The 21,933-nt window shown below is 68.5% G+C and carries 19 protein-coding genes and 1 pseudogene; 10 read left to right on the top strand and 10 right to left on the bottom strand.

Translation table 11 applies throughout. The features are described 5' to 3' along the window. Window positions 1-10: 10 nt before the first annotated feature. From PI246_RS04735 to PI246_RS04720, 4 genes are all read right to left on the bottom strand, one after another. Entirely contained in the window at window positions 11-1,141 is a 1,131-nt protein-coding gene (locus PI246_RS04735; protein WP_320550127.1) for a metallophosphoesterase family protein, read from the bottom strand. Window positions 1,142-1,193: 52 nt separating this feature from the next. After that, the gene (locus tag PI246_RS04730) at window positions 1,194-1,871 is read right to left on the bottom strand and encodes a hypothetical protein (protein WP_320550126.1); all 678 of its coding nucleotides are present in this window, start codon (window positions 1,869-1,871) and stop codon (window positions 1,194-1,196) included. A gap of 150 nt (window positions 1,872-2,021) precedes the next feature. Continuing rightward, window positions 2,022-3,356: a sigma-54-dependent transcriptional regulator gene (locus PI246_RS04725; RefSeq protein ID WP_320550125.1), complete on the bottom strand. Its 1,335-nt coding sequence runs from the start codon at window positions 3,354-3,356 to the stop codon at window positions 2,022-2,024. After that, complete coding sequence (locus tag PI246_RS04720) at window positions 3,341-4,780, bottom strand: sensor histidine kinase (RefSeq protein ID WP_320550124.1); 1,440 nt, start codon at window positions 4,778-4,780, stop codon at window positions 3,341-3,343. Before PI246_RS04720 ends, PI246_RS04725 begins: the two co-directional genes overlap by 16 nt. Window positions 4,781-4,888: 108 nt before the next feature. Here PI246_RS04720 and PI246_RS04715 point away from each other — a divergent pair, with 108 nt between their 5' ends. Next, entirely contained in the window at window positions 4,889-5,650 is a 762-nt protein-coding gene (locus PI246_RS04715) for an alpha/beta fold hydrolase (RefSeq protein ID WP_320550123.1), read from the top strand. A gap of 54 nt (window positions 5,651-5,704) precedes the next feature. On the opposite strand, the gene PI246_RS04710 is transcribed toward PI246_RS04715, so the two are convergent. Then, window positions 5,705-6,958: a GGDEF domain-containing protein gene (locus PI246_RS04710; protein ID WP_320550122.1), complete on the bottom strand. Its 1,254-nt coding sequence runs from the start codon at window positions 6,956-6,958 to the stop codon at window positions 5,705-5,707. Window positions 6,959-7,318: 360 nt separating this feature from the next. Next, window positions 7,319-8,842: a SulP family inorganic anion transporter gene (locus PI246_RS04705; protein WP_407069771.1), complete on the bottom strand. Its 1,524-nt coding sequence runs from the start codon at window positions 8,840-8,842 to the stop codon at window positions 7,319-7,321. Window positions 8,843-9,024: 182 nt separating this feature from the next. Here PI246_RS04705 and PI246_RS04700 point away from each other — a divergent pair, with 182 nt between their 5' ends. From PI246_RS04700 to PI246_RS04675, 6 genes are read left to right on the top strand one after another with little or no spacing between them, the layout of a single operon-like run. Continuing rightward, window positions 9,025-9,774, top strand: a complete 750-nt coding sequence (locus PI246_RS04700) for a class I SAM-dependent methyltransferase (protein ID WP_320550120.1) — start codon at window positions 9,025-9,027, stop codon at window positions 9,772-9,774. Window position 9,775: 1 nt separating this feature from the next. After that, complete coding sequence (locus PI246_RS04695) at window positions 9,776-10,768, top strand: phosphotransferase enzyme family protein (protein ID WP_320550119.1); 993 nt, start codon at window positions 9,776-9,778, stop codon at window positions 10,766-10,768. Beyond that, window positions 10,765-11,604, top strand: a complete 840-nt coding sequence (locus tag PI246_RS04690; RefSeq protein WP_320550118.1) for a radical SAM protein — start codon at window positions 10,765-10,767, stop codon at window positions 11,602-11,604. Before PI246_RS04695 ends, PI246_RS04690 begins: the two co-directional genes overlap by 4 nt. Further along, window positions 11,601-12,644: an asparagine synthase C-terminal domain-containing protein gene (locus PI246_RS04685; protein ID WP_320550117.1), complete on the top strand. Its 1,044-nt coding sequence runs from the start codon at window positions 11,601-11,603 to the stop codon at window positions 12,642-12,644. Before PI246_RS04690 ends, PI246_RS04685 begins: the two co-directional genes overlap by 4 nt. Further along, window positions 12,644-14,422 (top strand): asparagine synthase (glutamine-hydrolyzing), encoded by a 1,779-nt coding sequence (asnB, locus tag PI246_RS04680; protein ID WP_320550116.1) that lies wholly within the window; start codon window positions 12,644-12,646, stop codon window positions 14,420-14,422. The genes PI246_RS04685 and asnB overlap by 1 nt, the downstream gene beginning before the upstream one ends. After that, window positions 14,419-15,624, top strand: coding sequence for a glycosyltransferase (locus tag PI246_RS04675; protein ID WP_320550115.1), 1,206 nt, complete (start codon window positions 14,419-14,421; stop codon window positions 15,622-15,624). The genes asnB and PI246_RS04675 overlap by 4 nt, the downstream gene beginning before the upstream one ends. Here PI246_RS04675 and PI246_RS04670 read toward each other — a convergent pair. Further along, on the bottom strand, window positions 15,581-16,270 hold the full coding sequence (locus PI246_RS04670) for a cephalosporin hydroxylase family protein (RefSeq protein ID WP_320550114.1): 690 nt from the start codon (window positions 16,268-16,270) through the stop codon (window positions 15,581-15,583). The two genes, PI246_RS04675 and PI246_RS04670, sit on opposite strands and share 44 nt — an antisense overlap. A 14-nt stretch (window positions 16,271-16,284) precedes the next feature. Between PI246_RS04670 and PI246_RS04665 the strand changes: the two genes are divergently transcribed. Then, window positions 16,285-17,331: a phosphotransferase enzyme family protein gene (locus PI246_RS04665; RefSeq protein ID WP_320550113.1), complete on the top strand. Its 1,047-nt coding sequence runs from the start codon at window positions 16,285-16,287 to the stop codon at window positions 17,329-17,331. A gap of 110 nt (window positions 17,332-17,441) precedes the next feature. On the opposite strand, the pseudogene PI246_RS18460 reads toward PI246_RS04665, so the two are convergent. Together PI246_RS18460 and PI246_RS04660 are read right to left on the bottom strand one after the other, a co-directional pair. After that, window positions 17,442-17,819 (bottom strand): annotated as a pseudogene (locus PI246_RS18460) (polysaccharide deacetylase family protein); the annotation flags it as partial. A 121-nt stretch (window positions 17,820-17,940) separates the two neighbouring features. Next, window positions 17,941-18,906 carry a hypothetical protein gene (locus tag PI246_RS04660; RefSeq protein ID WP_320550112.1) on the bottom strand — a complete coding sequence of 322 codons (966 nt, stop codon included), beginning with the start codon at window positions 18,904-18,906 and terminating at the stop codon, window positions 17,941-17,943. A 158-nt stretch (window positions 18,907-19,064) separates the two neighbouring features. Here PI246_RS04660 and PI246_RS04655 point away from each other — a divergent pair, with 158 nt between their 5' ends. Further along, window positions 19,065-20,579 carry a helix-turn-helix transcriptional regulator gene (locus tag PI246_RS04655; RefSeq protein WP_320550111.1) on the top strand — a complete coding sequence of 505 codons (1,515 nt, stop codon included), beginning with the start codon at window positions 19,065-19,067 and terminating at the stop codon, window positions 20,577-20,579. Between the two features lie 128 nt (window positions 20,580-20,707). Then, window positions 20,708-20,887, top strand: a complete 180-nt coding sequence (locus PI246_RS04650) for a CsbD family protein (protein WP_320550110.1) — start codon at window positions 20,708-20,710, stop codon at window positions 20,885-20,887. Window positions 20,888-20,964: 77 nt separating this feature from the next. Here the strand turns inward: PI246_RS04650 and PI246_RS04645 are convergent, their stop codons facing one another. Continuing rightward, window positions 20,965-21,717, bottom strand: coding sequence for a DNA/RNA non-specific endonuclease (locus PI246_RS04645; RefSeq protein WP_320550109.1), 753 nt, complete (start codon window positions 21,715-21,717; stop codon window positions 20,965-20,967). Between the last annotated feature and the right edge of the window lie 216 nt (window positions 21,718-21,933).

The raw sequence follows: 21,933 nt of genomic DNA, 5'->3' as shown, positions 1-21,933 counted from the left end.
GCCCCCCCGCTCACCAGTGCCTCCCGTTCTTGTTCGGACCGAGCTGGCTGCCGAGCAGACCGTGGCGCGGCCAAGCCTCGATGGCATGCACATCGGTGCCGAGCCCGTGGCGTCCGGTGCGTGCCTCGGCGGGATGCGTCGCGACGCGGATGGCATCGTCGCCCACGGCGCCCTGACGGTCGGTGGCGGTGACCACGACCTCCAGCGGACGGGCCTGCGCGTCGACCGACACCGCGCACGCCCACACCGCCGGTTCACCCGGCACCGGGTGCATCGCCACCGCGTCGCCACCCCCGACGGATGCCGTCACGGCAGTCACATCATCGCCCAGGACCTTCGCGCGGATCGTCATCCGTCCGTCCTTGAGCGGCTCGTGACGCGTGCGGCCAGTAACGAGGCGATGATCCGCCGGCTGGGTGATGGTGACGAACGGACGGTCATCGCCCAGGCGCCGGAAGCGCCAGCTCACCACGCCATCATCGACATGGATCACCGTATAGCCGGGCCGCCCGTCGTCTTCCTCAATCTGGCCCGTGGAACGTGTCGCCCCATAGATCACCCATCCGTCGTTGAGCAACTCGTTGTAATGCGTATGCCCCGTATCCACGAACGCGACGTTGGCATCGGCGAACGCGTGGGCAATCGCTTCACCACCCTGCTTCAGGTCGCCGGGATAGGCGTGCATGAAGACCACGGCGGGCTGCTCGGCGGCCTGTGAGCGGTGCAGTTCGTGCTGCAACCAGCCCCACTGGGTATCGCCGAGCCGGAAGTCCGGGCCACCGGTGCCCGCGGAGACCACATCGAGGAAAAGGCACCGGTGGCCCTTCACGTCGACCGCCATGGGCAGGTGGTCCATGCCTAACTCGGTATAGAACGTATCCAGGCTCTTCGTTTCGAAGTCGTGGTCGCCCGGGATGGCGTGGAACGGCACGTTCAGTCGATCCAGCAGCGGACGCAGGCGCCGGTACTGCTCCTGCGTGGCGTGGTTGGCGTTGTCGCCCGGCAGGTAAACGAAATCCACCGCGCCTTCCGGCGCCCGGTTGACCGCCTCCACGATCGTTTCCAGGTGACCGACGCTGACGTAGTCGTCTTCGTCGGAGGCGTGCAGGTCACCGATATGAATCCAGGTCAACATCGACATGAGGGGTCTCCGGGAGGCGGGGCGTGGGGAAAGACGCAGGGGACGGTACGGATCAGCGCGGCGGCGTCATCGGCGCCTGGCCCGCGGTCACCGGCGGCGGAGGCGGGGGCGGCGTGATGGCCTGTTCGCTCGACGGGGTCGTGCCGATGGACACCGCCTGCAACGCGCGTTGGCCGCCGTTGGCCACACCGAAGCCGCTGGCGCTGAACGATGCGCCCTTGACCAGCAGGTTCGGCTGGGCGAGGGCCGCGTGCGGTGGCACGCGAACCACGGTGCCGTCGGTCAACAGCACGCCGTTGGCTTCACCCCGCGGTCCGAATAGCACCTCGGCGACGCGCCCGGACGCTTTCATCGGTGCCAGCGCCGGGGGAGCGGCCGGCGGCACGGGCGCCGGGGCGTTGGCGAGCCAGTCGCGCGATCCCTCGCGGATGCTGTCCGGCACGATCACAGGGGCATCGGCAAGGCGCGAACCATGGATGCTCAACGTGGCATGCCGCTCGTTCGCGAGCGCGTTGCCGACCGGCGGCGGCACCGGCACCTGCGTGCCGTCGCCCAGGATGAGCGTGTCGACGTCGCCGTTCGGATTGGCGATGAAACGCTGCACCGTCTGCTCGACCTGCACCGGCGCACCGGGACCCGGTGGCGCGGGCGGCGGCGGGGGAAGATCCTGGGCGTGGGCCGCGGCGGCGGTCAGGGATGCTGCGCACAGGCAGGCAAGGATGCGACGCATGGCACTCTCCGTTCTCTGCGGGAACATTCCGCATGGAGGTGAGAGCAGGTTCCGTGCCAACGGCAAAATGGCCGTATCAGGCGGTTTTCGGCGTCGTCTTCGCTTGCGGGTGTCCTGCAAAGGGACACCTCGGTGTCGTCGGAAGGGACATCACTCCAGACCGTAGTCGGCCATCTTCCGGTACAACAACTGGCGCCGGATGCCGAGACGCCGCGCCGCCTCGGCCCGGTTGCCCTGCGCCACGTCGAGCGCGTCGCGAATCATCCGCCGCTCGAGCGCTTCGACAGCCTCGGGCAACGTGGTGCCGTCCGGCGCGTCGCGCACGTCCTCTGGCGCGGCGTGCTCGGGAAGGATCGCGGCCAGATCGTGCACGGTAAGCATCTCCGTGCGCGACAGCGCGACGCCCCGCTCGATTGCGTTGCGCAGCTGGCGCACGTTGCCGGGCCACGGATACGCGCACAGCGCAGCCAGCGCATCCGCCGCGATGCGCTTGCGCCCGGCAAGGAAATGCCGCACCAGCGGCTCGATGTCCTCGCGACGGTCGCGCAACGGCGCGATGCGGACCGACAGCACATCGAGGCGATAGAGCAGGTCGGCACGGAACTGCCCGTCCGCGACGCGCTGGGCGAGGTCGCGGTGGCTGGCGGCCACCACCCGCACGTCCACCCGCACGGGCTGGCTGGCGCCGACCGGCACGACCTCCTGCTCCTGCAGCACGCGCAACAGCTTCGCCTGCATCGCGGCGGGCATGTCGCCGATTTCGTCGAGGAAGAGCGTGCCGCCCTCGGCCTCGCGGAAATGCCCCTTGCGTTCCGCGACCGCGCCGGTGAACGCCCCCTTGCGATGGCCGAAGAGTTCGCTCTCCATGAGTTCGGCGGGAATCGCCGCGCAATTGACCGCGATGAAGGGCATGCCGGCGCGAGCGCTGGCCCGATGGAGCGCGTGCGCGACCACGTCCTTGCCCGTGCCGGTCTCGCCGTGGATCAGCACGGGGACGCTCGTGGCGGCGGCCATGCCGACCGTCTTCTGCACGGCACGCATGGCGTCGCTGACGCCGACCAGCAGTGGTTCGCTTTCCACGCCGTCGGGCGCGGCGGCGGGTGCGGGCGCGGGCGGGGCTTTCGCCTGCCAGGCGCGGGCGATCACGGCGGCGAGATCGTCGCGTCCGATCGGCTTGGTGAGGTGGTCGAACGCGCCGTAGCGCATCGCCGCGATCGTGTTCTCGCCCGTCGCATGGGCGGTGAGCATGATGATGGGAATCCGCGGCGATGCCCCACCCTCGCCGAGCGTGCGCAGCACCGAGAGGCCATCCCGGCCCGGCATGAGGTAGTCGAGGAACGCGAGATCGACGTCGGCTTGCTCGAGCGCCACCAACCCTTCGCGACCGTCGCCCACCACGTCGACGTCGTGCCCCATCGACTCCAGCGTGGACGCCAGCGTGTCGCGGAAATCCGCGTCGTCGTCGATGATCAGGATGCGTGCCATGGCACCTCGATGAAGAATCGCGTCATGTCGTGTTCGCGCAGGTGGCCCGCGCTGCCGCCATGGGCGAGCGCGATGTCCATAACCAGCGCCAGGCCCAGCCCGTGGCCATCGATGCGGCCGCTCACGAACGGCTCGAAGAGGCGGGCCGCCACGTCGGCGGCGATGGGCTCGCCGTCGTTCTCCACCGCGACGCGCAACACCCTGCCCCGCGTGGATACCGCCAGGCGCACACGACCGTCGGCTGGTGCGTGCTGCATCGCGTTGCGCACGAGGTTTTCCGCGGCGCGACGCATCTGTTCGCCGTCCATGTACCACGACGGCTCATCGACGGCATCGGCATCGACGTCGAACGCCCGCGGCCAGGATGTCTCATGGATAAAGGTATCCAGCCAGGCGTCGAGCGGCGTCCAGGTGGGCACCACCCGCACCGGCTGCACCATCGCAAGCAGGCTCTCGACGACGCGGTTGAGACGGTCCACCTGGGTCAGCACCATGCCGAGCGAACGCTGGGCCGCGGGGGACATGCCGTCGGGATCGGCATGCAAGGCATTCTCGGCGGCCAGGCGCATCGTGCCGATGGGATTGCGGATCTCATGCGCCACCGTGGCTGTCATCCGGCCTAGCGTCGTCAGCCGCTCGTGGCGTTGCAGGGTCGCGTCGAGGGCGAGGCGCTCCCGGCGGGCCTCTTCGACGCGTGCGGCATAGGCCATCACCGCGTCGGACAGACGATCGATCTCGGGTGAGCCGGTCGGCGGTATCGACGGCACGCGTTCGCTGCCCGCAAGCGCCTTGCCGACCGCGTCGAACTTCGCCCGCCAGCGCCGGGTGATCGTCGCCAGGCCGACCGCGGTCACCAGTACCACCGCGAGGAGCACCGCCAGCCCCGCCGCGAGCGGACCGTACGTGCCGTCACGCGCGTTCGCCACGCGCGTCATCGTCCAGGCGGCCCAGGCCCGGCCCAGCGGGCAGGCGGCGATCAGCAACGCCTCACGCCGTCCCTCGCGGGTGTACAGCACGGTGCCGCGCTGCGCCAGCGCGCGCGAGGCGACCGTCTCGATGTTCGTCCGTTCGGCCTGCGGCACGTCGAGCTTGGTGTCCGAGCCGTCATAGGTGGGAAACGCATAGGCGATGTTGCCGCGCGCGGGGTCGTACACGCCGCCTTCCACGCCGGGTGCCTCTTGCAACACCAGTTGCAGCACCACGCCCGCAAGTTCCTGCGCATGATCGCTCGCGCGGGCGGCGTCGGTCGCCGCGGCGAAACGCTCGCCCAGGCGTGCGCACTCGGTCTGCACCTGGCGTGCCGCGGCCTCCGTCTGCACGCCGTCGGTCTGCCCGTAGATGCCCACGAGTATCCAGCCCAGCCCGATGCAGCACAGGGCGCTCACCAGGCAGATGGCTGTGAGTTGGCTGGAAAGGGAACGCATGGGACGCTCGTGCCGACGGTGCGTGGATGGTGGGGACGTCGCGATCATATACGCGTGAACATGACCCGCGACCGCTCAAGAACACGGCGCCCGTGCCGATGTGCACGTATGCGCATTCCCGTGATCTACGTCCATGGCTTCATCGGCCATCTCCGCTTCGCCGAACTGTCGACGGGCCTCGATCCCGACGACGTCTGGATGCCCGATCTGCTCGGCTTCGGCACCTACGGCTACGCCGATCCCGGACGCATGTCGGTCGCCCACCAGGCCGAACATCTCGCCACGTGGATCGAGCGCCACGTCGGCCTCGACCCGGCCATCGTCGTCGGCCATTCGGCCGGCGCCGCCGTCGTGATGCGTTACGCGAGGGAGCATCCCGAGCGCATCGCGGCTCTGGTAAGCGCGGAAGGCAACCTCGCGCCGAGCGACGCGTTCCTGTCGTCGCGCCTGGCGCCCATGGCGCCGGCCGACGTCGTGCGCTGGCTCGCGCAGACGCGGCAGTCGCCCGGGAGCCTGATGACGTCCGACGCCTGCCGCCTCAACGACGCGGCGCTGGACCGCCTGAAGGAGTGGCTCGACCACCAGCCCGCCGAGGTGATCCACGCCGCCGCACGCGCCGCGCTGCTGGAAACCCTGCGCCCGGCCTACGTGAGCGACGTCGCCGAGGTCATGGCGACGATCCCGACCTTCCTGATGCGCGGGGAGCGCACGCCGCCGGGACTGGGCGTTACGCCGCGGGTGAACGAACTGGCCCAGGCCAGCTTCACCATCCCGAATGCCGGGCACGCGATGGTGCTCGAGAACCCGGAGGGCGTCGGCCGGGCCGTCGCCGAGGTGGTGGCGTGGGTGCGCCGACAACCCGCCCGGTGATCGCTTGCCAGGTACGCCATGCGGTCACCCCTGCGCCGGTCTGACCGGTGGCGTTCACCCGGGGCTCGCGGTCGCCTCCGGTGACGGCGACCCGCCGTTGGCTCCGTCACCCAGCGACGGATGCGACATCGTTTCCCCCATCACACGGTTACGGCCCGCGCGTTTGGCCGCATAGAGGGCTTTGTCCGCGGCGATCACCACGTCGCTCCAGCCGGCCTCCCCGCACGTGGCGAGGCAGTAGCCGATACTGACAGTGCACGGCCAGCGCTCGCCTGACGGCAAGGCGACGGGGTCGCGTTCGACAGCGGCGCGAAGCCGCTCGGCGGCGTCGATCACCGCCTGTGGGGACGCATCGTGGATCAGCACCATGAATTCTTCGCCGCCGACGCGCGCCAGAAGGTCGTCCGCCCGGACGTTCGCTTGCAGCGTACCGGCGAGCGATACGAGGATGTGATCGCCGCCGTCGTGGCCCCAGCGGTCGTTGATGGCCTTGAAGTGGTCCACGTCGATCATCAGTACGGCCAGCGCGGTGTGACCTCGCCGCGACTCCGCGGCGCGATGCTGGCCCCGTTCCCACATCACGCGGCGGTTGGAGATGCCGGTGAGCGGATCCTGGCTGGCGTAGCGGATCAGTTCCGCGTCGAGCTGGCGGGTCAGCATCCAAAGCACGGCGGGCGTCAGCACCCAGGTCAGCAGGATGCGCGAAAGCAGTCCGAAGGTGGAGGTCGGGTCATGGCCCGGGTCGGCCGCCGGGTGCGCGATCCACCAGGCCATCCGGACCAGCAGCATGACGGCCCAGAGAACATGAAACGCACCCGCCAGGCGGGCGACCGGCCGCCGCGGTTCGTCCTGGCACTGCCAGAACGCCACGCCCGTGGCGAAGGCGAGCACCGCGGTCAGTGCACCGCCGAGGATCACCATCAACCGCAACTGCTCGCCCAGGCGCAACACCACCCACGCTTCGGTCACGGCCAGCATCGCCACGGGAACAAGCACCCATAGCCTGCCCCTGGACAGCTTCAGATAAGTGTTGACGGCGAGCAGGCCCAGCACCGCACCGGCATCGATCGCCAGGTTGCCCACCAGCCCCAAATAGGCAAAGCGCACATGCAGGCCGGGAAGCACGAGGACGCTGAAACCGACCGCGAACGCCGCGTAACCGAGTGTCCACAGCAGCACGCCGGCCTGTCGTCGTGCCCGTGGATAGGCGAGGTAGAGGGCGAGGAAAAACGCGGACGACAGGGCCGCCAGCAGGGCATTGACGATGAGCAGGGTACCCGCGTGCGCGAGCTTTGCGATCCATTCCATGATCACCTTACCGGTTCACGACGACGGAGCATGGGTTAGACCTGTATCGGATCTCGCGGGGACGACGCGGGGCGGCAACGGCGAGAACACCCTCCCGCCGGGAGGTGAGGCACCGGTACGCGCCCGCTTAACGGGGACGGATACCGATCCTGGTCGTTCCCCGGACACCCGGCCGCCCGCGGTGCGTCCCATGGGGAACCGCTACCGAAGTCCCGCGATGTCGATGGCCCGATGCCGGGCGAAAGCCTCCCCTTTCGCGCCGCATAGTCTAAGGCGTTTCACATGCCCGCCGTCACGTCCATCGCGCGCACCGGACACCGTAAACGCTTACGGATGCGACATCCCCGGCGAGCATCGCGGTCAATGCCCCGGTTCGGCCGCGTGGGCATCGTTTCGATGGGTGCCCAGGCGATCGACCAGACCCGTACTCGCCGGGTTCAGCCCCACCACCTCGACCCGCTTCCCCTCGCGGCGAAAGCGGAGCACCACGCGATCGAGGGCTCCCACAGCCGTGATATCCCACACATGCGCGTCGGTGAGATCGATGCGCACGGCCGAGATGCCCTCCTCCCTGACGTCGAACCACTCGCCGAACGCCTCGGAAGACGCGAAGAAAAGCTGTCCGCGGACGGCATAGGTGCGCACCTCGCCATCGGCCGACAGCGAACTGTCGACATCGAGGGCCCGACCCACCTTGCGCGTAAAGAAGATCGCCGACAGCACCACGCCCGTCAGCACGCCCTTGGCCAGGTCGTGGGTGGCGACGGTGACGGCTACCGTGCCGAGCATGACGACGCTTGACGACGTGGGATGGGTCGCCAACTGACGGAGCGAGCGCCAATTAAAGGTGCTCACCGATACCATGATCATGACAGCTACCAACGCGGCCATCGGAATCTGCCGCACCACCGGCGCGCCGAAGACGACAAGAAGAAGCAGCACCACGCCCGCGACGAACGTGGACAGACGCCCGCGGCCGCCCGACTTCACGTTGATGACCGACTGGCCGATCATCGCGCAACCCGCCATGCCGCCGATGAACCCCGTGACGACGTTGGCGAGCCCCTGCCCCATGCACTCGCGATTCTTGTCGCTACGCGTGTCGGTCATGTCGTTGACGATCTGCAGGGTCATCATCGACTCAAGCAACCCCACGACGGTGAGCGTGGCGGCTGTGGGGAAGATGATCTTCAGCGTGTCGAGGTTCCATGGCACCGCTGGCACGAGAAACGTCGGCAGTGCATCGGGCAACGCGCCCATGTCGCCCACGCGGTGGATGTCGACGTGAAAGGCGATCGCCACACCGGTAAGCACGGCGATCGCCACCAGCGGCGAGGGAATCGCCCGGGTGATGTACGGAAAGAGATAGATGATGGCCAGGCCCGCGGCCGTCATGGGATAGACCATCCACGGCACGCCGGTCAGTTCGGGCAACTGGGCCATGAAGATGAGGATGGCCAGCGCGTTGACGAAGCCGGTGACCACCGAGCGCGAGACGAAGCGCATGAGCGAGCCGAGCCGCAGCGCGCCCGCGATGACCTGCAGTACGCCGGTGAGGATCGTCGTCGCGAAGAGATAGGCCAGGCCGTGATCCCTGACCATCGTCACCATGACCAACGCCATGGCGCCGGTGGCGGCGGAAATCATGGCCGGACGGCCGCCGGCGATGGCGATCACCACCGCCATCGAAAACGAGGCATAAAGGCCGACCTTCGGATCGACGCCCGCGATGATCGAAAAGGCGATCGCCTCGGGGATGAGGGCCAGGGCCACGACGAGGCCGGAGAGCACGTCGCCGCGCACGTTGCCGAACCACTGCTGGCGCAGCGGAGAAGATGTATTCAAGAGGATTTTCCTCGGGAAGGCGAAACGCCTCCCTCGCATGGGACACACGAAACGACACACCGCTCACGTCATGCGACATGAGCGCTCGACGAACGAGCGATTACGGTGGCGTGGTCGACATGCGAATCCGGGAAAGAAGATGCGGCAGCGCAGTATAGCCGTCTCGATCGGATCGATCCAGCCACGATATGATGGATGGATCGCACCGGAAGACGCCGCCCATGCAAGACGCTTCCCCCTCGCTCGATCTGTCGCGGCTGGCCCAGAGCCTCTACGCGCAAGGCACCGAGGAAGCCATCCTCGAACGCATCCTGCAAATCGTCACGCCGATCGACCGTTACTGCGTCGACATCGGTGCCAGCGACGGTCTGCGCAACAGCAACACGGCCCTGCTGCTGCGTGAACACGGCTGGCGCGGCGCGCTCGTGGAGGGGTCCACCTATCGTTTCGGCCGCCTGCGCGAGCACTACGGCGGTGCCGCCAACGTGCGCCTGCTCGGCGCGCGGGTGCAACCGGACACCATCGACGACCTGCTCGACGACGCCGGCGTGCCGCCCGCCTACGACCTGCTCTCGCTGGACATCGACGGCAACGATTACTGGGTATGGAAAGGCCTGAAGCGGCATCGCGCCCGCATCGTGGTCATCGAATACAACCCTTACTACCCACCGCCGGAACGCTGGGTCATGGCGTTCGATCCGGATCATCACTGGGACGGCTCGACCCATTACGGCGCCAGCCTCGAATCGATGGTCGCACTCGGCCGCGACCTCGGCTACGAACTGGTCTGCTGCGACGACATGGGTAATAACGCGTTCTTCGTCGATCGCGCGCTGTATCCGTCGCTGGGCATCGCCAACAACGAAACGCGCCTGCTGTTCCGGCCCGCGATGTACAACCTGCGCTACGTGGGGCACAACACCTTCCTGACCGGGCATCCGTATCGTTATGGCCCCGGCGAGACGATCTGACGTGGCACGCAATCGCATGCCGGCCTTTCCGGAGAGCTACGACCTGCGCCCGCTCGACGAGGGCCGCCGCGTGACCGATCGTGTCGTGCGCTGGCGGACCCCGTCCGGCGACGTGGCGGTGAAGACCTACACCGGCGAGCATCGCGCCCGCGGACGGCAGGAGGCCCGCTTGATCGCGTTTCTCGGGACGCCCGCCGACCCGCGCTTCCGCGTGCAGTCGGTGGTCGCCACGCGGCGCGGCGAGCCTTTCGCCGACACGGAGGATGCCAGCGTGCTCGTCACGCGCTGGGAATCCGGCGCCTCGCGTCGCTACGACGCGTTCACACGACGCGAGTGGTCCAGCCTGGGGTCGAGCCTGGCCGCGCTGCACCGGCGCCTGGACGAATGGACGGCGCCACCGGTCGATACGCTGTCGGCCCGGCTCGCCCGTATCGACATCGACGCCGAACGGGCCCGCCTCCAGATGCCTGGCGGCGCGCTGCCCGACGCGCCCGGGCTCGACGCGGCACGTGTGGAAGACTATCTCGCGTGCTGCCGCGACCTGCTCGTCCGTTGCCATCCGGGCGCCGTGGGCGCCTTTCCCGCCGCCGACCCGCAACGGCCGATCCACAACGACTACAACCAGTTCAATTATCTGTTCGACGACACCCTGCCGCCGGTCATCATCGACTGGGAGGCGTCGATCGGCGCGCCGCGCGAGTTCGAGGTGGTACGTTGCCTCAATCACCTGCCGCTTCAGGCCCCCGCCTCCGCCCAGGCGTTCATCGAGGGGTATCTCGCCGTACGCTCGCTGCGCGGGGCACACATGCGCTGGGCCGTCGACGTGGCCTGCTTGATGCACGCCACCAAGCACTGGGTACTCGACGGATGGCTCGACGGCCGCGAGGGTTTCGCCGAACGCCTCACCGGCGCCATGGCGATGACGGCCCTGTTCGCCGGCGGGCGCGACGCCATGGCGGACTTTTACCTTCGTCACGCGGGAGGTGCCGCATGAGTGAGCGGGCCCATGTATTTCCGCCGCCGATGGAGCGGCACTATCCGGTGGTCGACGGTCGCATCCAGACCCGTTCGCTCGAAGCCCACATCGTCGATCATTGCAACCTGACCTGCGTCGAGTGCTGCTCGCTGTCGCCGCTGCTGCCGGCGTGGATGGTCCAGCCGCAGGCATTGTTCGACGATCTCGCGCGCGTGGCGAAGGTGATCCGGCCGCGCGTGTTCAAGCTGGTGGGAGGCGAACCCACGCTGCACCCGGATCTCGTGGCGCTGGTCGAAGGGGTGCACCGCAGCGGCATCGCGCCCGCCGTGTCGGTAACCACCAACGGCCTCCACCTCGACCGCCTGCCGGACGCCTTCTGGCAGGCGGTCGACGGCCTGACGATCTCGCTTTATCCGCGTCCGCGCCTGCGTGAGTCGGCCATCGCCTCCATCGAGTCACGAGCCCGGCGCTTCGGCGTCGCACTCAACTGGAAAGTGCAGGATCACTTCGTCCGCATGTCGCGCATGCCCCCGTCCGACGATCCCGTGGAAACCGGCGCTATCTATCAGGACTGCTGGTTGCGCGAGCGTTGCCACCTGATCCGCGACGGTATGTTCTACACCTGCACCCGACCCGCGCACATGCATACGCTGCACCGCGGCCGCACCGATTTCACCGCCGACGGCGTGGCGCTGCACGACGGTGCGTCGTTGCACGACGAGATCCACGATTACCTGCGGCGGGATACGCCGCTGGCCGCCTGCTTCCACTGTCACGGCGGTCGCGCCGCGATGGAACCCCATCGCATGATGTCGCGCGCCGAACGCGACGCCGAGCGGGCACGCTTCGCATGATCCTCGCCGAACGCGATCCCTTCGGCTTCCGGCGTGTCGTCTACCACGTGGCATCAGCGACCGTCGGCGAGCGTGTCGACGAGGTGGCCGCACGCGCATCGCTTGCCGAGCGTGGCATCGACGTGGCGGCATGCCAGGGATATTTCAGCGGCAGGCGGCTTCACGATCGCACGGTGATGCGCGACATTCGCCAACTGGCACCCGGCCAGCGCCTCCAGGTTTCCGCGGATGGCTGGCAGGCGACGGACGCATCGCCGCCGACACCCGCGAGCGACGACCTGGAAGCCGCCCTGCTCGATGCGGTCCACCGTGCCGTCGAGGGCCCCGGGCGTACCGCCATCGCGCTCAGCGGCGGCCTCGATTCGGCACTGCTCCTGGGCGTGCTGCATGCGCACGGGCATCGGGACGTGCCCGCGTACGTTCTCGCCACGGGCATGCCGGATTACGACGAGCGTGACGCCGCGCTGGCGACGGCACGGCGGCTGGGCATGGACGTTATCGTGGTCAACGCGTGCGAGGCCGATTTCGTCGACGCGCTGCCGCAGGTGATGCGGCATCTGGACGAACCGCTCTACAACCTGCACCCCGTCGCCAAATGGCTCCTCGCCGGCGCGATGCGCCGCGATGGCGTGGTGCGCGCCATCAGCGGCGACGGCGTCGACCAGGTGATGCGGCGGGATACGTCCGCCGATTACCTGCCGCTGTGCCGCACGCTCTTCCAGGCGCAGGGCGTGGCGTTACATCCGCCGTTTCTCGCGCCCGGCGTCGTCGGGCACCTCCTGGCCCGGCCACCCGATCCGGAAAAGGCCTGCGTCCGCGAACTCGGCCAGCGCCATGGGGTGGCACGCGAACTCGTCACCGGCCCCAAGCGCTCCCGCCTCGCCCCGCCGATGGACCTGCGCGCGCTGCTCCTGCCGGACCGTGCCGACGCGCTGGCCCATGCGCTGGGGTTGCCGCCGCCGGACCTCGCCGACGACCGGGCACGCGTGCAGTGGACCACGCTGATGCAGTTGCTCGATCGCCTCCGGATGCGTGCCTGATGTGCGGCATCGCGGGGCTGGTTCGCTACGACGGAGGTACGCCTTCCGCTGTCGAGCGGGTGATCGCCATGCGTGAGCGGCAACGCCACCGCGGCCCGGACGGCGACGGGCTCTGGCACGACGCCGTCGCCGCGCTCGCGCACAACCGGCTGGCCCTGCTCGACACCGACGGCGGCAGCCAGCCCATGCGCAGCGCCGACGGACGCTACGTGCTCGTCTACAACGGCGAAATCTATAACCACGCCGCGCTGCGCCGCGAACTGGCGGCGCACTGGCCGTTCCGTACGCGCTGCGACAGCGAGGTGGTGCTCGCGGCCTACGCGGCCTGGGGCGGCGCGTGCGTGCACCGCTTCAACGGCATGTTCGCCTTTTTCGTCTGGGATACCGAACGACGACGCGGGTTCGCCGCGCGCGATCGTCTCGGCATCAAGCCCTTCGTCTATCGGCAGGCGGATGGCGAGCTTCTGTTCGCTTCCGAAGCGAAGGCGATCCTCGCCGCGATGCCTGGCGCTCCACGCGCCGACATCGGGGCCGTGACCGAATACCTCGTCGCACCGTTTTTCAGCGGCGTGGCACGCCCGATGTTCGCCGACATGGACTACCTGGCGCCCGGGCACGCCCTGCACGTCGATCAGGACGGGGTTCGCGTCGACCGCTGGTCGGTCGATCCGTCGCCAGCCGATACCACGATGGCCTGGGAGGACGGGGTCGAGGCGATGCGCCAGCACCTGGCGCGCGCGGTGGAACGGACCCTGGTGGCGGACGCGCCGGTCGGGCTGTTCCTGAGCGGCGGCCTGGACTCGACCCTCATTGGCGCGCTCGCCGTGCGCGCGGGCATGTCGCCCCAGGCGTTCACCATCGCGTTCGCGGGGCACGACCGCTACGACTACGCCACCTCGCTGATCGTCGGCTCCGACGACCAGCCGTTCGCGGAAGCCGCCGCAACCGCCCTGGGTCTTTCGCGCGTCGACGTGATGCCATCGCGTGAGGACTTCGGCGACAGCCTGCGCGCGGTCGCCCTTCAGAACGACGCCCTGCCTGCCTGGGAGCAGGAACTGGCGCAACACCACCTGGCCCACGCCGCCGCCGGGCGGGTCAAGGCGGTGATGGTGGGGGACGCGGCGGACGAAACGCATTTCGGCTATCACTTCCTGCTCGATCCGCAGGCCACGCGCGACCCGCTGCACGTGCTGCAACGGCTCACCGGCGACCCGTACCTGCGTCCCGGGTTGCTTGCGCACCCCCTGGAACATCACGCCGCCGGGTATCGCCAACTGGCCGCGGACGCTGGCCATCGCTGGGACACCGCGGAGGACCGCGTCCTCGCGACCCAATGGCTGGTGCGACACCGCTGGTTCCAGCGGCTGCTGCATAACGGCGACATCCACGGCATGGCCCATGGCGTGGAAGCCCGCGTCCCGTTCGGCGACGTGGATCTGCTGGATTTCACCGCCACGGTGCCCGTGCGCCACGCCTTGCGCGGGGGCGTCGAGAAGGCCCTGCTACGCGAGGCCGCGCGCGGCTGGCTTCCCGAGACGATCCGCCAGCGACGCAAGTCGGCGCTGCCGAAAGACCAGGGCGTGGGCGAGGCCTTGCGACGCCATGCGCACGCGACTCTGGCCCGCCACGGCGAACCGGTCGCCGCCGTCATGGACCTGCCCCGCCTGCTGCGTCGTACCGCCGATCCGCGCCCGCTGGACGAACACGAGCGCGCGGTGTTCTACCGCGCCTGCGCGCTATCGCATTGGGCCACGGCACACGAGGTGCGTTTCGCATGAGCCGGGTACTCTTTTGCGTGGTGCCCGAGCGCGGTCACCTGAACCCGTGCATCGGCCCGGCCCTCGCGCTACGCGCACTCGGGCACGACGTGGCCTTCCATGCGCCGGGCGACATCCGCGAGCAACTCGCGCGCGCTGGCGACTTCGCCTGCTTCGGGCCGGTGCAGTCGCCTCGCGCGCCCGACGCGCGACGTGGCGAGGCCTTTGCACGGCAGGTCGACGATCCGGCGTGGTTGCGCGAGTGGATCCGCTCGCTGCTGATCGACGGCGTGCCGGACGAGGTCGGGCGTATCCGCGCGACCATCGCCCACTGGCATCCCGACGTCGTGGTGATCGACCCGCTGCTCTACGCCGCCGCCATCGCGGCGCATCTCGACGCCCTGCCCTGGGTATCGCTGTCCAATTCGCTCAACCCGGTGCTGCCGCCCTCGCTGGCATCCGCCTTGCTCGATACGGTGCGCGCCTTGTCGACGCAGCGCGACGCATTGTTCGCGCGCTATGGCATGGCGCCCGCGTTTCGCGGCTGCGACGTGCTCTCGCCCTGGCTGACCACCGCGTTCACCACGGCCGCCTTCGCTCCCGACGCGCCCGGCGACGTCGTGCTGCTGGGGCCGTCGATTCCGCCTTCCGCACGCGGCGACGAAACGGATTTTCCATGGGACCGGCTGGCGCCCGACCTGCCCGTCGTCTACTTTTCGCTGGGCAGCCAGATCTACTACCAGCCGGCGATGTTCGGCACCGTCATCGAGGCGCTGCGCGACCGGCCCGTGCAACTGGTGATGTCGGTGGGCGACCTGCTCGACACCGACGCGTTGCCTTCCCTGGGAGAACGGATGATCGCGGTGCGCTACGCGCCGCAACTGGCGATGCTGGCGCGCGCGTCGCTATTCATCACCCACGGCGGGGCCAACTCGGTGATGGAGGGCCTGGCGGCCGGCGTGCCGTTTCTGGTGTCGCCGCTATGCAACGATCAATTCCACCAGGTGCCGTTCGTCGAGCGTGCGGGCGTCGGCCGTGCCGTGGACCTTCGGCGATCCACGCCCGTGGACGTCGCCGCCGTGGTGGACGCGCTGCTGACCTGCGGCGCCACACGCGCGAACGTGGCCCGTGTCGCGGCGAGCTATCGCCGATCCGGCGCCGACGAGGCGGCGCGGCGCATCAGCGCGATCGCCGAAGAAACCCGTCGGGCGAAAGCGTCATGATCACCTGGTCTTCAATGGCATGATCGACCTCGAATCGCTCGTCTTCGGCCAGGAACGCCCGCGCGGCCGTCGCCGGGTTATTGCCCTTGCCGTACGGCTTGCCCGCGAAAGCCTGCTCGGGCAGGTACTCCATGATCGTGTCCATCACCACCACGTAGCTTTCCGGCGTCACCAGCGGCGCATAGCGGCGCAATTCGCCGAGCACGTGGTCGTGCGTGTGGGTCAGGTCGAGGATGACCAGCACCGGCGAACGCGCGCCGACGTGGCCGACGACCTGCCCGAACGTGGCCTCGTCGAGCGGGTCGCCTTCGACGATGCGCAGGCGATCGGCCACGCGATGGGCAAGCAGGCGCTCGCGCACCTCCGGGCGAAGCCGCGGTTCGATCGCCACCACGATGCCGTCGTCGCCCGCCAGCGTGAGCATCGAGGCGGAAAAGACCGCACCGCCGCCCGCCGCGATGCCGGTCTGCACGATGGCGGCCGGCTTCACGCGCCAGATCAGTTCCTGCAGCGCCAGCATGTCGCCGGGCAGGTGGAAGAACCGCTCACCGAGCCAACGGGTCTGGAAGAGATGATCGACCTCCGCGGCGCGGTTCAACCATTGGACGTTGAGATCGCGCATGCGCGCGGAGATGCGTTCGGACATGATCGGAAGCCGGCATGGATGACGTGATGCGGGAGGCGGCCTGCCGATGGCTGGCTACCGCATGGGGCCTACGCCATGCGCGGCTGGAGCCGATCCCGTCGGGCCATACTAACAGTTCGTTTCTCGTGCACGGCGCGAGCGGCGTGCTGCGCGTCGGCTGGGCGGGAAAATCAACGGCGCAGGTGGCTCGTGAAACGCGCATGCTTCGCCACCTGGCCGGGCGCATGGGTGCGGTGGCCATCCCGACGATGCGTGCCACGCGGCGAGGCACCTACCACGTGCGCACGGGCGACGGACGCCACCTGCACGTCTTCGATCGCATCGACGGCCTGCCCGCGGCATACCGTCGTCCGTCGCTCGCGGTGGAACGGGCCATGCGGTCGCTCGTCGCGCTGCACGCTGCCATGTCGTCCGTGGCGGTCGGTCGCGCCGGATCGATGGACTGGCTGGCGGCACGGCACGGTCGCCTTGCCCGCCCGTCGGCGACGTTCACCAGCGGTACGGACGATGCGGTCATCGGGCGCATCGGGGCGCTCATGCAGGCGGCACGCACGTGGATGGCGGGCCCGATCCAATGGCTGCACGGCGACTATCACGCGGGCAACCTGCTGTTCGACGACGACAGGCTCCTCGGTATCGTGGATTTCGACGGCACCGGGGTCGGTTCGGCGTGGCTCGAAGCGGCCTTCGCCGCCTTCGCGCTCGCGCGCGATGTGTCGGACGAGCACGATCTGCGCATCGATGCGTCGCTGTGGCGTCACGCGATTGAGACCTATGCGGACGCCGCCGGCCTGAGCGACGCGGGCTGGTGGCATCGTCATCGGGAGGACCTCCGCCAGCTGTTTTGCGCCGATCAGGTGCTGATCCACCTCGAAGCGGCGCGGCGGGGATCGTGGTCGCCCGGACCGGGCATGGGCTTTCTCGGTCCCTGGCGCGCCCTCTGCGCACCGTCGTGCGTCGACAGCCATAACCTTACCGCCGCCACCGTGGCGTCCCGGGCCTCCCCGCGCGGCGAGGCGTCGTGCAGGCACATCACCACGTCGTCGCCGCGCGCACGCTGAGCGACGACGTGCGCGTGCATGCGCGCCGCCAGCACCTCGGGGGCCGGCGGAGGCATGACCCAATCCTCGAACAGTGCGGTCCAGCCGACGTGGGAACGGCCGAGCCGTGCCAACACCCGCAGGCGTGGATCGTGCGCGTGCGTGCCGTACGGCAGGCGCAGTGGAATCACGTCCGGCGGGATCACCCCCGCGTTGGCATAGGCGTCGCGAATGAGCCGGTCGGTGGCGTCGATCTCGCAGACGAGCTCCGCGTCGCTCAAGCCGCCTTCGCGGGCGTGGCTGCCGGTGTGGTTACCGACGGCGTGACCTTCGCGAAGCATCCGCACGAGCACGTCGGGATGCCGTGTCGCGTGGGCACCGAGCACGAAGAAGGTGGCGCGGCATCGCGCGTCGCGCAAGACGTCGAGCAACGCGTCCGTGGAAGGTCCCGGGCCGTCGTCGAAGGTGAGCTGGATCGCCCCCTGGGTATGTCGGTGCGAGGCAACCATGGCATCACTGTAAGCCGCTGGCGTCCCGGCGGGAAGACGCCCCCGATCCCGTGTCGCAGGATCGGAGGCGTCCAGGGCAAGGCTCAGGACGCCGCGCGGCGGACCGCGCGGCGCCGGTCACTCAGGCGTCGATGACCGGATCGGTACGGCGGCCCACTACGCCGGCGGCGAAGGCCGCGGCCGCGCCGAGGATCAGCATGAACAGCGTACCCCAGGCGGCGCGAGCGATGCCATGCGCGGCGACGTCGGCGGCCTCGCGGGCCTTCTGCTCGGCGGTACGCTTGAGTTCGTCGTAGCGGGCCATGGCCTGCTTGTAGGTCGCGATGTAGTTATCGGCGATCTGCCCGGCTTCCTCCTGCGACTTGCCCGTGCGGGCGGCGATGATGTTCACGAGGGCATCGCGATCGGCCGCATCGATGGCCGGCTTGCCGGCGGCACGCACGCGGTCGAACCAGGCGGACAACTCATCGCCCGCCGCCTGGGGCGTACCCGCGGCCTGCGCGGCGACGTCCTTGCCGTCCTGGGCCGACGCCTTCGCCTGGGCCGACAGCTGGTCAGGGTTCAGTGCCGGCTTCCCGGTCTGGCGCAGCAGCGTATCGAGCTGGTTGCGCATGTCGTTCCAGTCAAACGAGATGCCCTGCTGCTGCAGCTCGTCCTTGACGCCCTTGGTGACGGCGGGTGCGGCAGCCGCGATGCCCTGGCCGGCAAGGTCCACGCCCTTGCCCACCACGCCGGTCACCGCACCGGCCGCGCTCGCGGCCAGGCCAGCGACGAGCCAAGTCGTCGCCAGCGAGGTGAGCGCCCACGACAGCAGGCCGTGCAGCCCGCCGCGGACGGTCGCGGTGCGCCCGGCGACGAAGGCGCCGACGACCACGGAAACAATGGTGGATGCGATCAGCCAGATGCCGGCACCGGTGCCAAGGCCACTGACGGGGTTAGCCTCATGCAACGGGTCGATGCTGCCGGCACCGATGGCGGTGCCGAGCACGCTCAAAATAAGGTAGGTGACCAGCGAGAGCGCGCAACCGGCGAGGATGGCGCCCCAGGAGAGTCGGGGGTTGTACGCGCGGGGAATCACAACGGCCATGGGAACGACCTCGTTCTGTGGGGGTATGACCAGTCTGCGGACGACGCTCACCGTGCGCGTGAGGCGAATGCACCAGTGCGGCTAGTGCATTCGCTTCAGGGCGCGGCTACCTTGACCGTTCACCCTTCAGAACCTCCGTGTCCCATCGCAGGTATCCCATGTCCGCCGTAGACATTTCCGTCACACCGCCCGCATCGACCAACCGCCGGCAGCTCCAGCAGATCATCACCGGACTGAGCGAGGGCGTGATCCTGATCGAACCCGACCAGTCGATCACCTGGGCCAATGAGGCCGCGCTGTCGATGCACGGCGCGACGGAACTGGCCGAACTGGGCGGCACGGTGTCCGAATACCGCAAGCGCTTCCAGTTGCGTTATCGCAACAACCACCGGCTCGGCGACGGTAACTATCCCATCGATCGCGTGATCGCCGGCGAGGTGTTCGAGGATGTGGTGGTGGAAGTCATCCGCGAGGGCGACGACGAACAGAAATGGGTGCACCGCGTGCGCAGCCTCGTGCTTACCGATGCCGCGGGCGAACCGGATTGCCTCGTGCTGATCGTGGCGGACGCGAGCGACTGGGCGAGCGCCGAACAGCGCTTCGAGCGCACGTTCAACGCCAACCCCGCGCCGGCGGTGATCTGTCGCCTGCAAGACCAGCGCTACATCAAGGTCAACCAGGGCTTCCTGGAAATGACCGGCCACACCCGCGAGGCGGTCATCGGCAAGGGCGTGTTCGAAGTGGATGTGCTGGCCATGGCCGATCGCCGTGACCTGGCGGTGGAACGCCTGAACGAAGGTGCCACCATTCCGCAGATGCAGGCCGAACTCAACCTGCCCGACGGCACCACGAAACTGGTGGTGGTCGCCGGCCAGCCGATCGACCTGGGCGACGAGCCGTGCATGCTCTTCACCTTCATGGATCTCGAACCGCGCCGTCGCGCCGAGGTCGCGTTGCGCCAGAGTGAAGAACGCTTCGCGAAGGCGTTCCGCATCACGCCCGTGCCCACGTTCATCTGCAACGCCGAAAGCATGCAGGTCGTGGATATCAACGAGGCGGTCACGCAAACGACGCACTACGCCAGCGAGGACATCGCCGGCAAGACGATCCACGAGATCGGCCTGTTTCCGTCGCAGCAGACCTATCGGCAGTTCTGCCACGCGCTGGAAGCCTCCGGCAGCCTGCTTAACGTCGAATACCCGGTGGTGCGCAAGGACGGCGAGCACCTGGACTGCCTCGTCTCGGCCGAGACGGTCACCATCCACGAGGTACGCTGTTACCTGATCTCCCTGATGGACATCACCGACCGCAAGCGCACCGAGATGGAGCTGGTGACGGCGATCGAGGCGGTGATGCAGGACGCCTCATGGTTCAGCCAGACGCTGCTCGAAAAACTGGCGAACGTGCGCCGCGCCAATCGTCCCAAGGGCAACGACGCCTATGGCCTCGCCGACCTGACGGCACGCGAACGCGAGGTGCTGGGCCATATCGCCGAGGGGCTGGCCGACAAGGAGATCGCCGCCGAACTGGGCCTGTCGCCGAACACGGTGCGCAACCACGTGGCGGCGCTTTATTCGAAGATCGACGTACACAGCCGCGGCGAAGCCATCGTGTGGGCGCGCGAGCGCGGGGTAGCCGGTCCGCCCGGGCGCCCGAAGGGCCGCCGTCGCTGAGCCCGGCGCGAATGCACCAGTGAACCTGGTGCATTCGCATGTGGGCCCGCGCCACGTCCCTCGGCACGATGATCACGCCGGCCCACCCCTTCCACGCCGGCGCCCCTATCCCTCATGAGGATCATTCCATGGACAAGAACCGCACCGAAGGCGCCGTGCGCCAGGCCAAGGGCTCGATCAAGGAAGCGATCGGCAAGTTGACCGGCAACAAGCGCGTCGAACGGGAGGGCACCGCCGAGAAGAACGTCGGCAAGGTGCAGCGCAAGGCCGGCGAGGCGGCCGACGCGTTACGCGAAAAAACCCGCTGACCCTTTGCCCGCCCTGACGAGTGAACGCCCCGGCACCATGCCGGGGCGTTCTTTTCAGGGGGCTGGCGACGGGTCGGTTACGGCAGCGGCAGGCTGATCGAGTGCGACTTCATCGAGGCCGACAGGCTCGGGAACGGATCCACACCCGACATGGTGGTGATATCGCTCACCGAGACCACCGTGCAGGTGTACTGCTGGAGGTTGGTGCAGAGGTAGGCACCCGTACCGACGCCCGGCTCGTAGATGGCCTTCCACGTATAGTCGGGCACCTTCACCTTATCGGCACCGATGGTGCTGTTCGAACCCGATTCAAATGCCGGCCCGGTCACCACGTAGACTTCGCCCTGATCGGTCGCGACCGAGCGCACGTAGTTTTCGATGCGCTCCCACTGGCCCGCGTTGAGCGAATGGAATTGCGGCACCACGTTGGCCATCGAGAAGGTTTCCTTCTCGTTCGTCAGCGTGGAGGCGTCGCCGGCCGGCGACATGTGGCCGCGGTCGTAGCCGCTGTTGGTGTAGTCGGACGACTGCGATCGATCGGCGGCCGGGATGCCGGTTTCCGCATGCCACGTGCCGGTGCGACCGATGGATTCCGCACCGGCGATCTGGTTGGCGGTGAGGTGTTCGGCTGAATAAAGCGGGCCCTTGGTCACACCCGAAGCCAACAGCGCGTATTCGGTATGGCACACCTCGGTGGTGCGCGCGGTCAGCGACATGTCGATGGCGGGCTCCGTGCCACCGACGAACAGATCCGGACACGCGGTGCCCGCGTAGCAGGAGCCGGACACGACGAAGCACGCGACGAACAACCAACCGCTAAGACGATTCATGTGATTTTTCCCCATGGGTGTAGTGCCACGAGTCTAGGTGCGTCATGTTTCAGTCCCGCGCGAATCGTTCGCATGAACCTGCGAAATCGTCGGTTTTGTGATCGGCGGCACGTCGATCGTGTTTTTTCCGAAAGGGGGCATGGCGCGGCGATGGTTTATGCCGTGTGCGAGCCGGGCAAGCGGCGGCATCGCTAGCCTCGTTGCGATCCCGAGGGT

Origin of the sequence: Luteibacter sahnii (assembly GCF_034063545.1) — a bacterium.
Lineage (GTDB): Bacteria > Pseudomonadota > Gammaproteobacteria > Xanthomonadales > Rhodanobacteraceae > Luteibacter > Luteibacter sahnii.
This window is presented reverse-complemented; position numbering and strand designations above follow the sequence as displayed.

Excerpts from the sequence above, each read along its gene's own strand:
- PI246_RS04730 (WP_320550126.1), bottom strand. The coding sequence starts at position 1,871 with ATGCGTCGCATCCTTGCCTGCCTGTGCGCAGCATCCCTGACCGCCGCC.
- PI246_RS04715 (WP_320550123.1), top strand. The coding sequence starts at position 4,889 with ATGCGCATTCCCGTGATCTACGTCCATGGCTTCATCGGCCATCTCCGC.
- PI246_RS04675 (WP_320550115.1), top strand. The coding sequence starts at position 14,419 with ATGAGCCGGGTACTCTTTTGCGTGGTGCCCGAGCGCGGTCACCTGAAC.
- PI246_RS04660 (WP_320550112.1), bottom strand. The coding sequence starts at position 18,906 with ATGGCCGTTGTGATTCCCCGCGCGTACAACCCCCGACTCTCCTGGGGC.
- PI246_RS04700 (WP_320550120.1), top strand. The coding sequence starts at position 9,025 with ATGCAAGACGCTTCCCCCTCGCTCGATCTGTCGCGGCTGGCCCAGAGC.
- PI246_RS04690 (WP_320550118.1), top strand. The coding sequence starts at position 10,765 with ATGAGTGAGCGGGCCCATGTATTTCCGCCGCCGATGGAGCGGCACTAT.
- PI246_RS04685 (WP_320550117.1), top strand. The coding sequence starts at position 11,601 with ATGATCCTCGCCGAACGCGATCCCTTCGGCTTCCGGCGTGTCGTCTAC.
- PI246_RS04720 (WP_320550124.1), bottom strand. The coding sequence starts at position 4,780 with ATGCGTTCCCTTTCCAGCCAACTCACAGCCATCTGCCTGGTGAGCGCC.
- PI246_RS04705 (WP_407069771.1), bottom strand. The coding sequence starts at position 8,842 with ATGCGAGGGAGGCGTTTCGCCTTCCCGAGGAAAATCCTCTTGAATACA.
- PI246_RS04650 (WP_320550110.1), top strand. The coding sequence starts at position 20,708 with ATGGACAAGAACCGCACCGAAGGCGCCGTGCGCCAGGCCAAGGGCTCG.
- PI246_RS04645 (WP_320550109.1), bottom strand. The coding sequence starts at position 21,717 with ATGAATCGTCTTAGCGGTTGGTTGTTCGTCGCGTGCTTCGTCGTGTCC.
- PI246_RS04725 (WP_320550125.1), bottom strand. The coding sequence starts at position 3,356 with ATGGCACGCATCCTGATCATCGACGACGACGCGGATTTCCGCGACACG.
- PI246_RS04710 (WP_320550122.1), bottom strand. The coding sequence starts at position 6,958 with ATGGAATGGATCGCAAAGCTCGCGCACGCGGGTACCCTGCTCATCGTC.
- PI246_RS04655 (WP_320550111.1), top strand. The coding sequence starts at position 19,065 with ATGTCCGCCGTAGACATTTCCGTCACACCGCCCGCATCGACCAACCGC.
- asnB (WP_320550116.1), top strand. The coding sequence starts at position 12,644 with ATGTGCGGCATCGCGGGGCTGGTTCGCTACGACGGAGGTACGCCTTCC.
- PI246_RS04735 (WP_320550127.1), bottom strand. The coding sequence starts at position 1,141 with ATGTCGATGTTGACCTGGATTCATATCGGTGACCTGCACGCCTCCGAC.
- PI246_RS04670 (WP_320550114.1), bottom strand. The coding sequence starts at position 16,270 with ATGTCCGAACGCATCTCCGCGCGCATGCGCGATCTCAACGTCCAATGG.
- PI246_RS04665 (WP_320550113.1), top strand. The coding sequence starts at position 16,285 with ATGGATGACGTGATGCGGGAGGCGGCCTGCCGATGGCTGGCTACCGCA.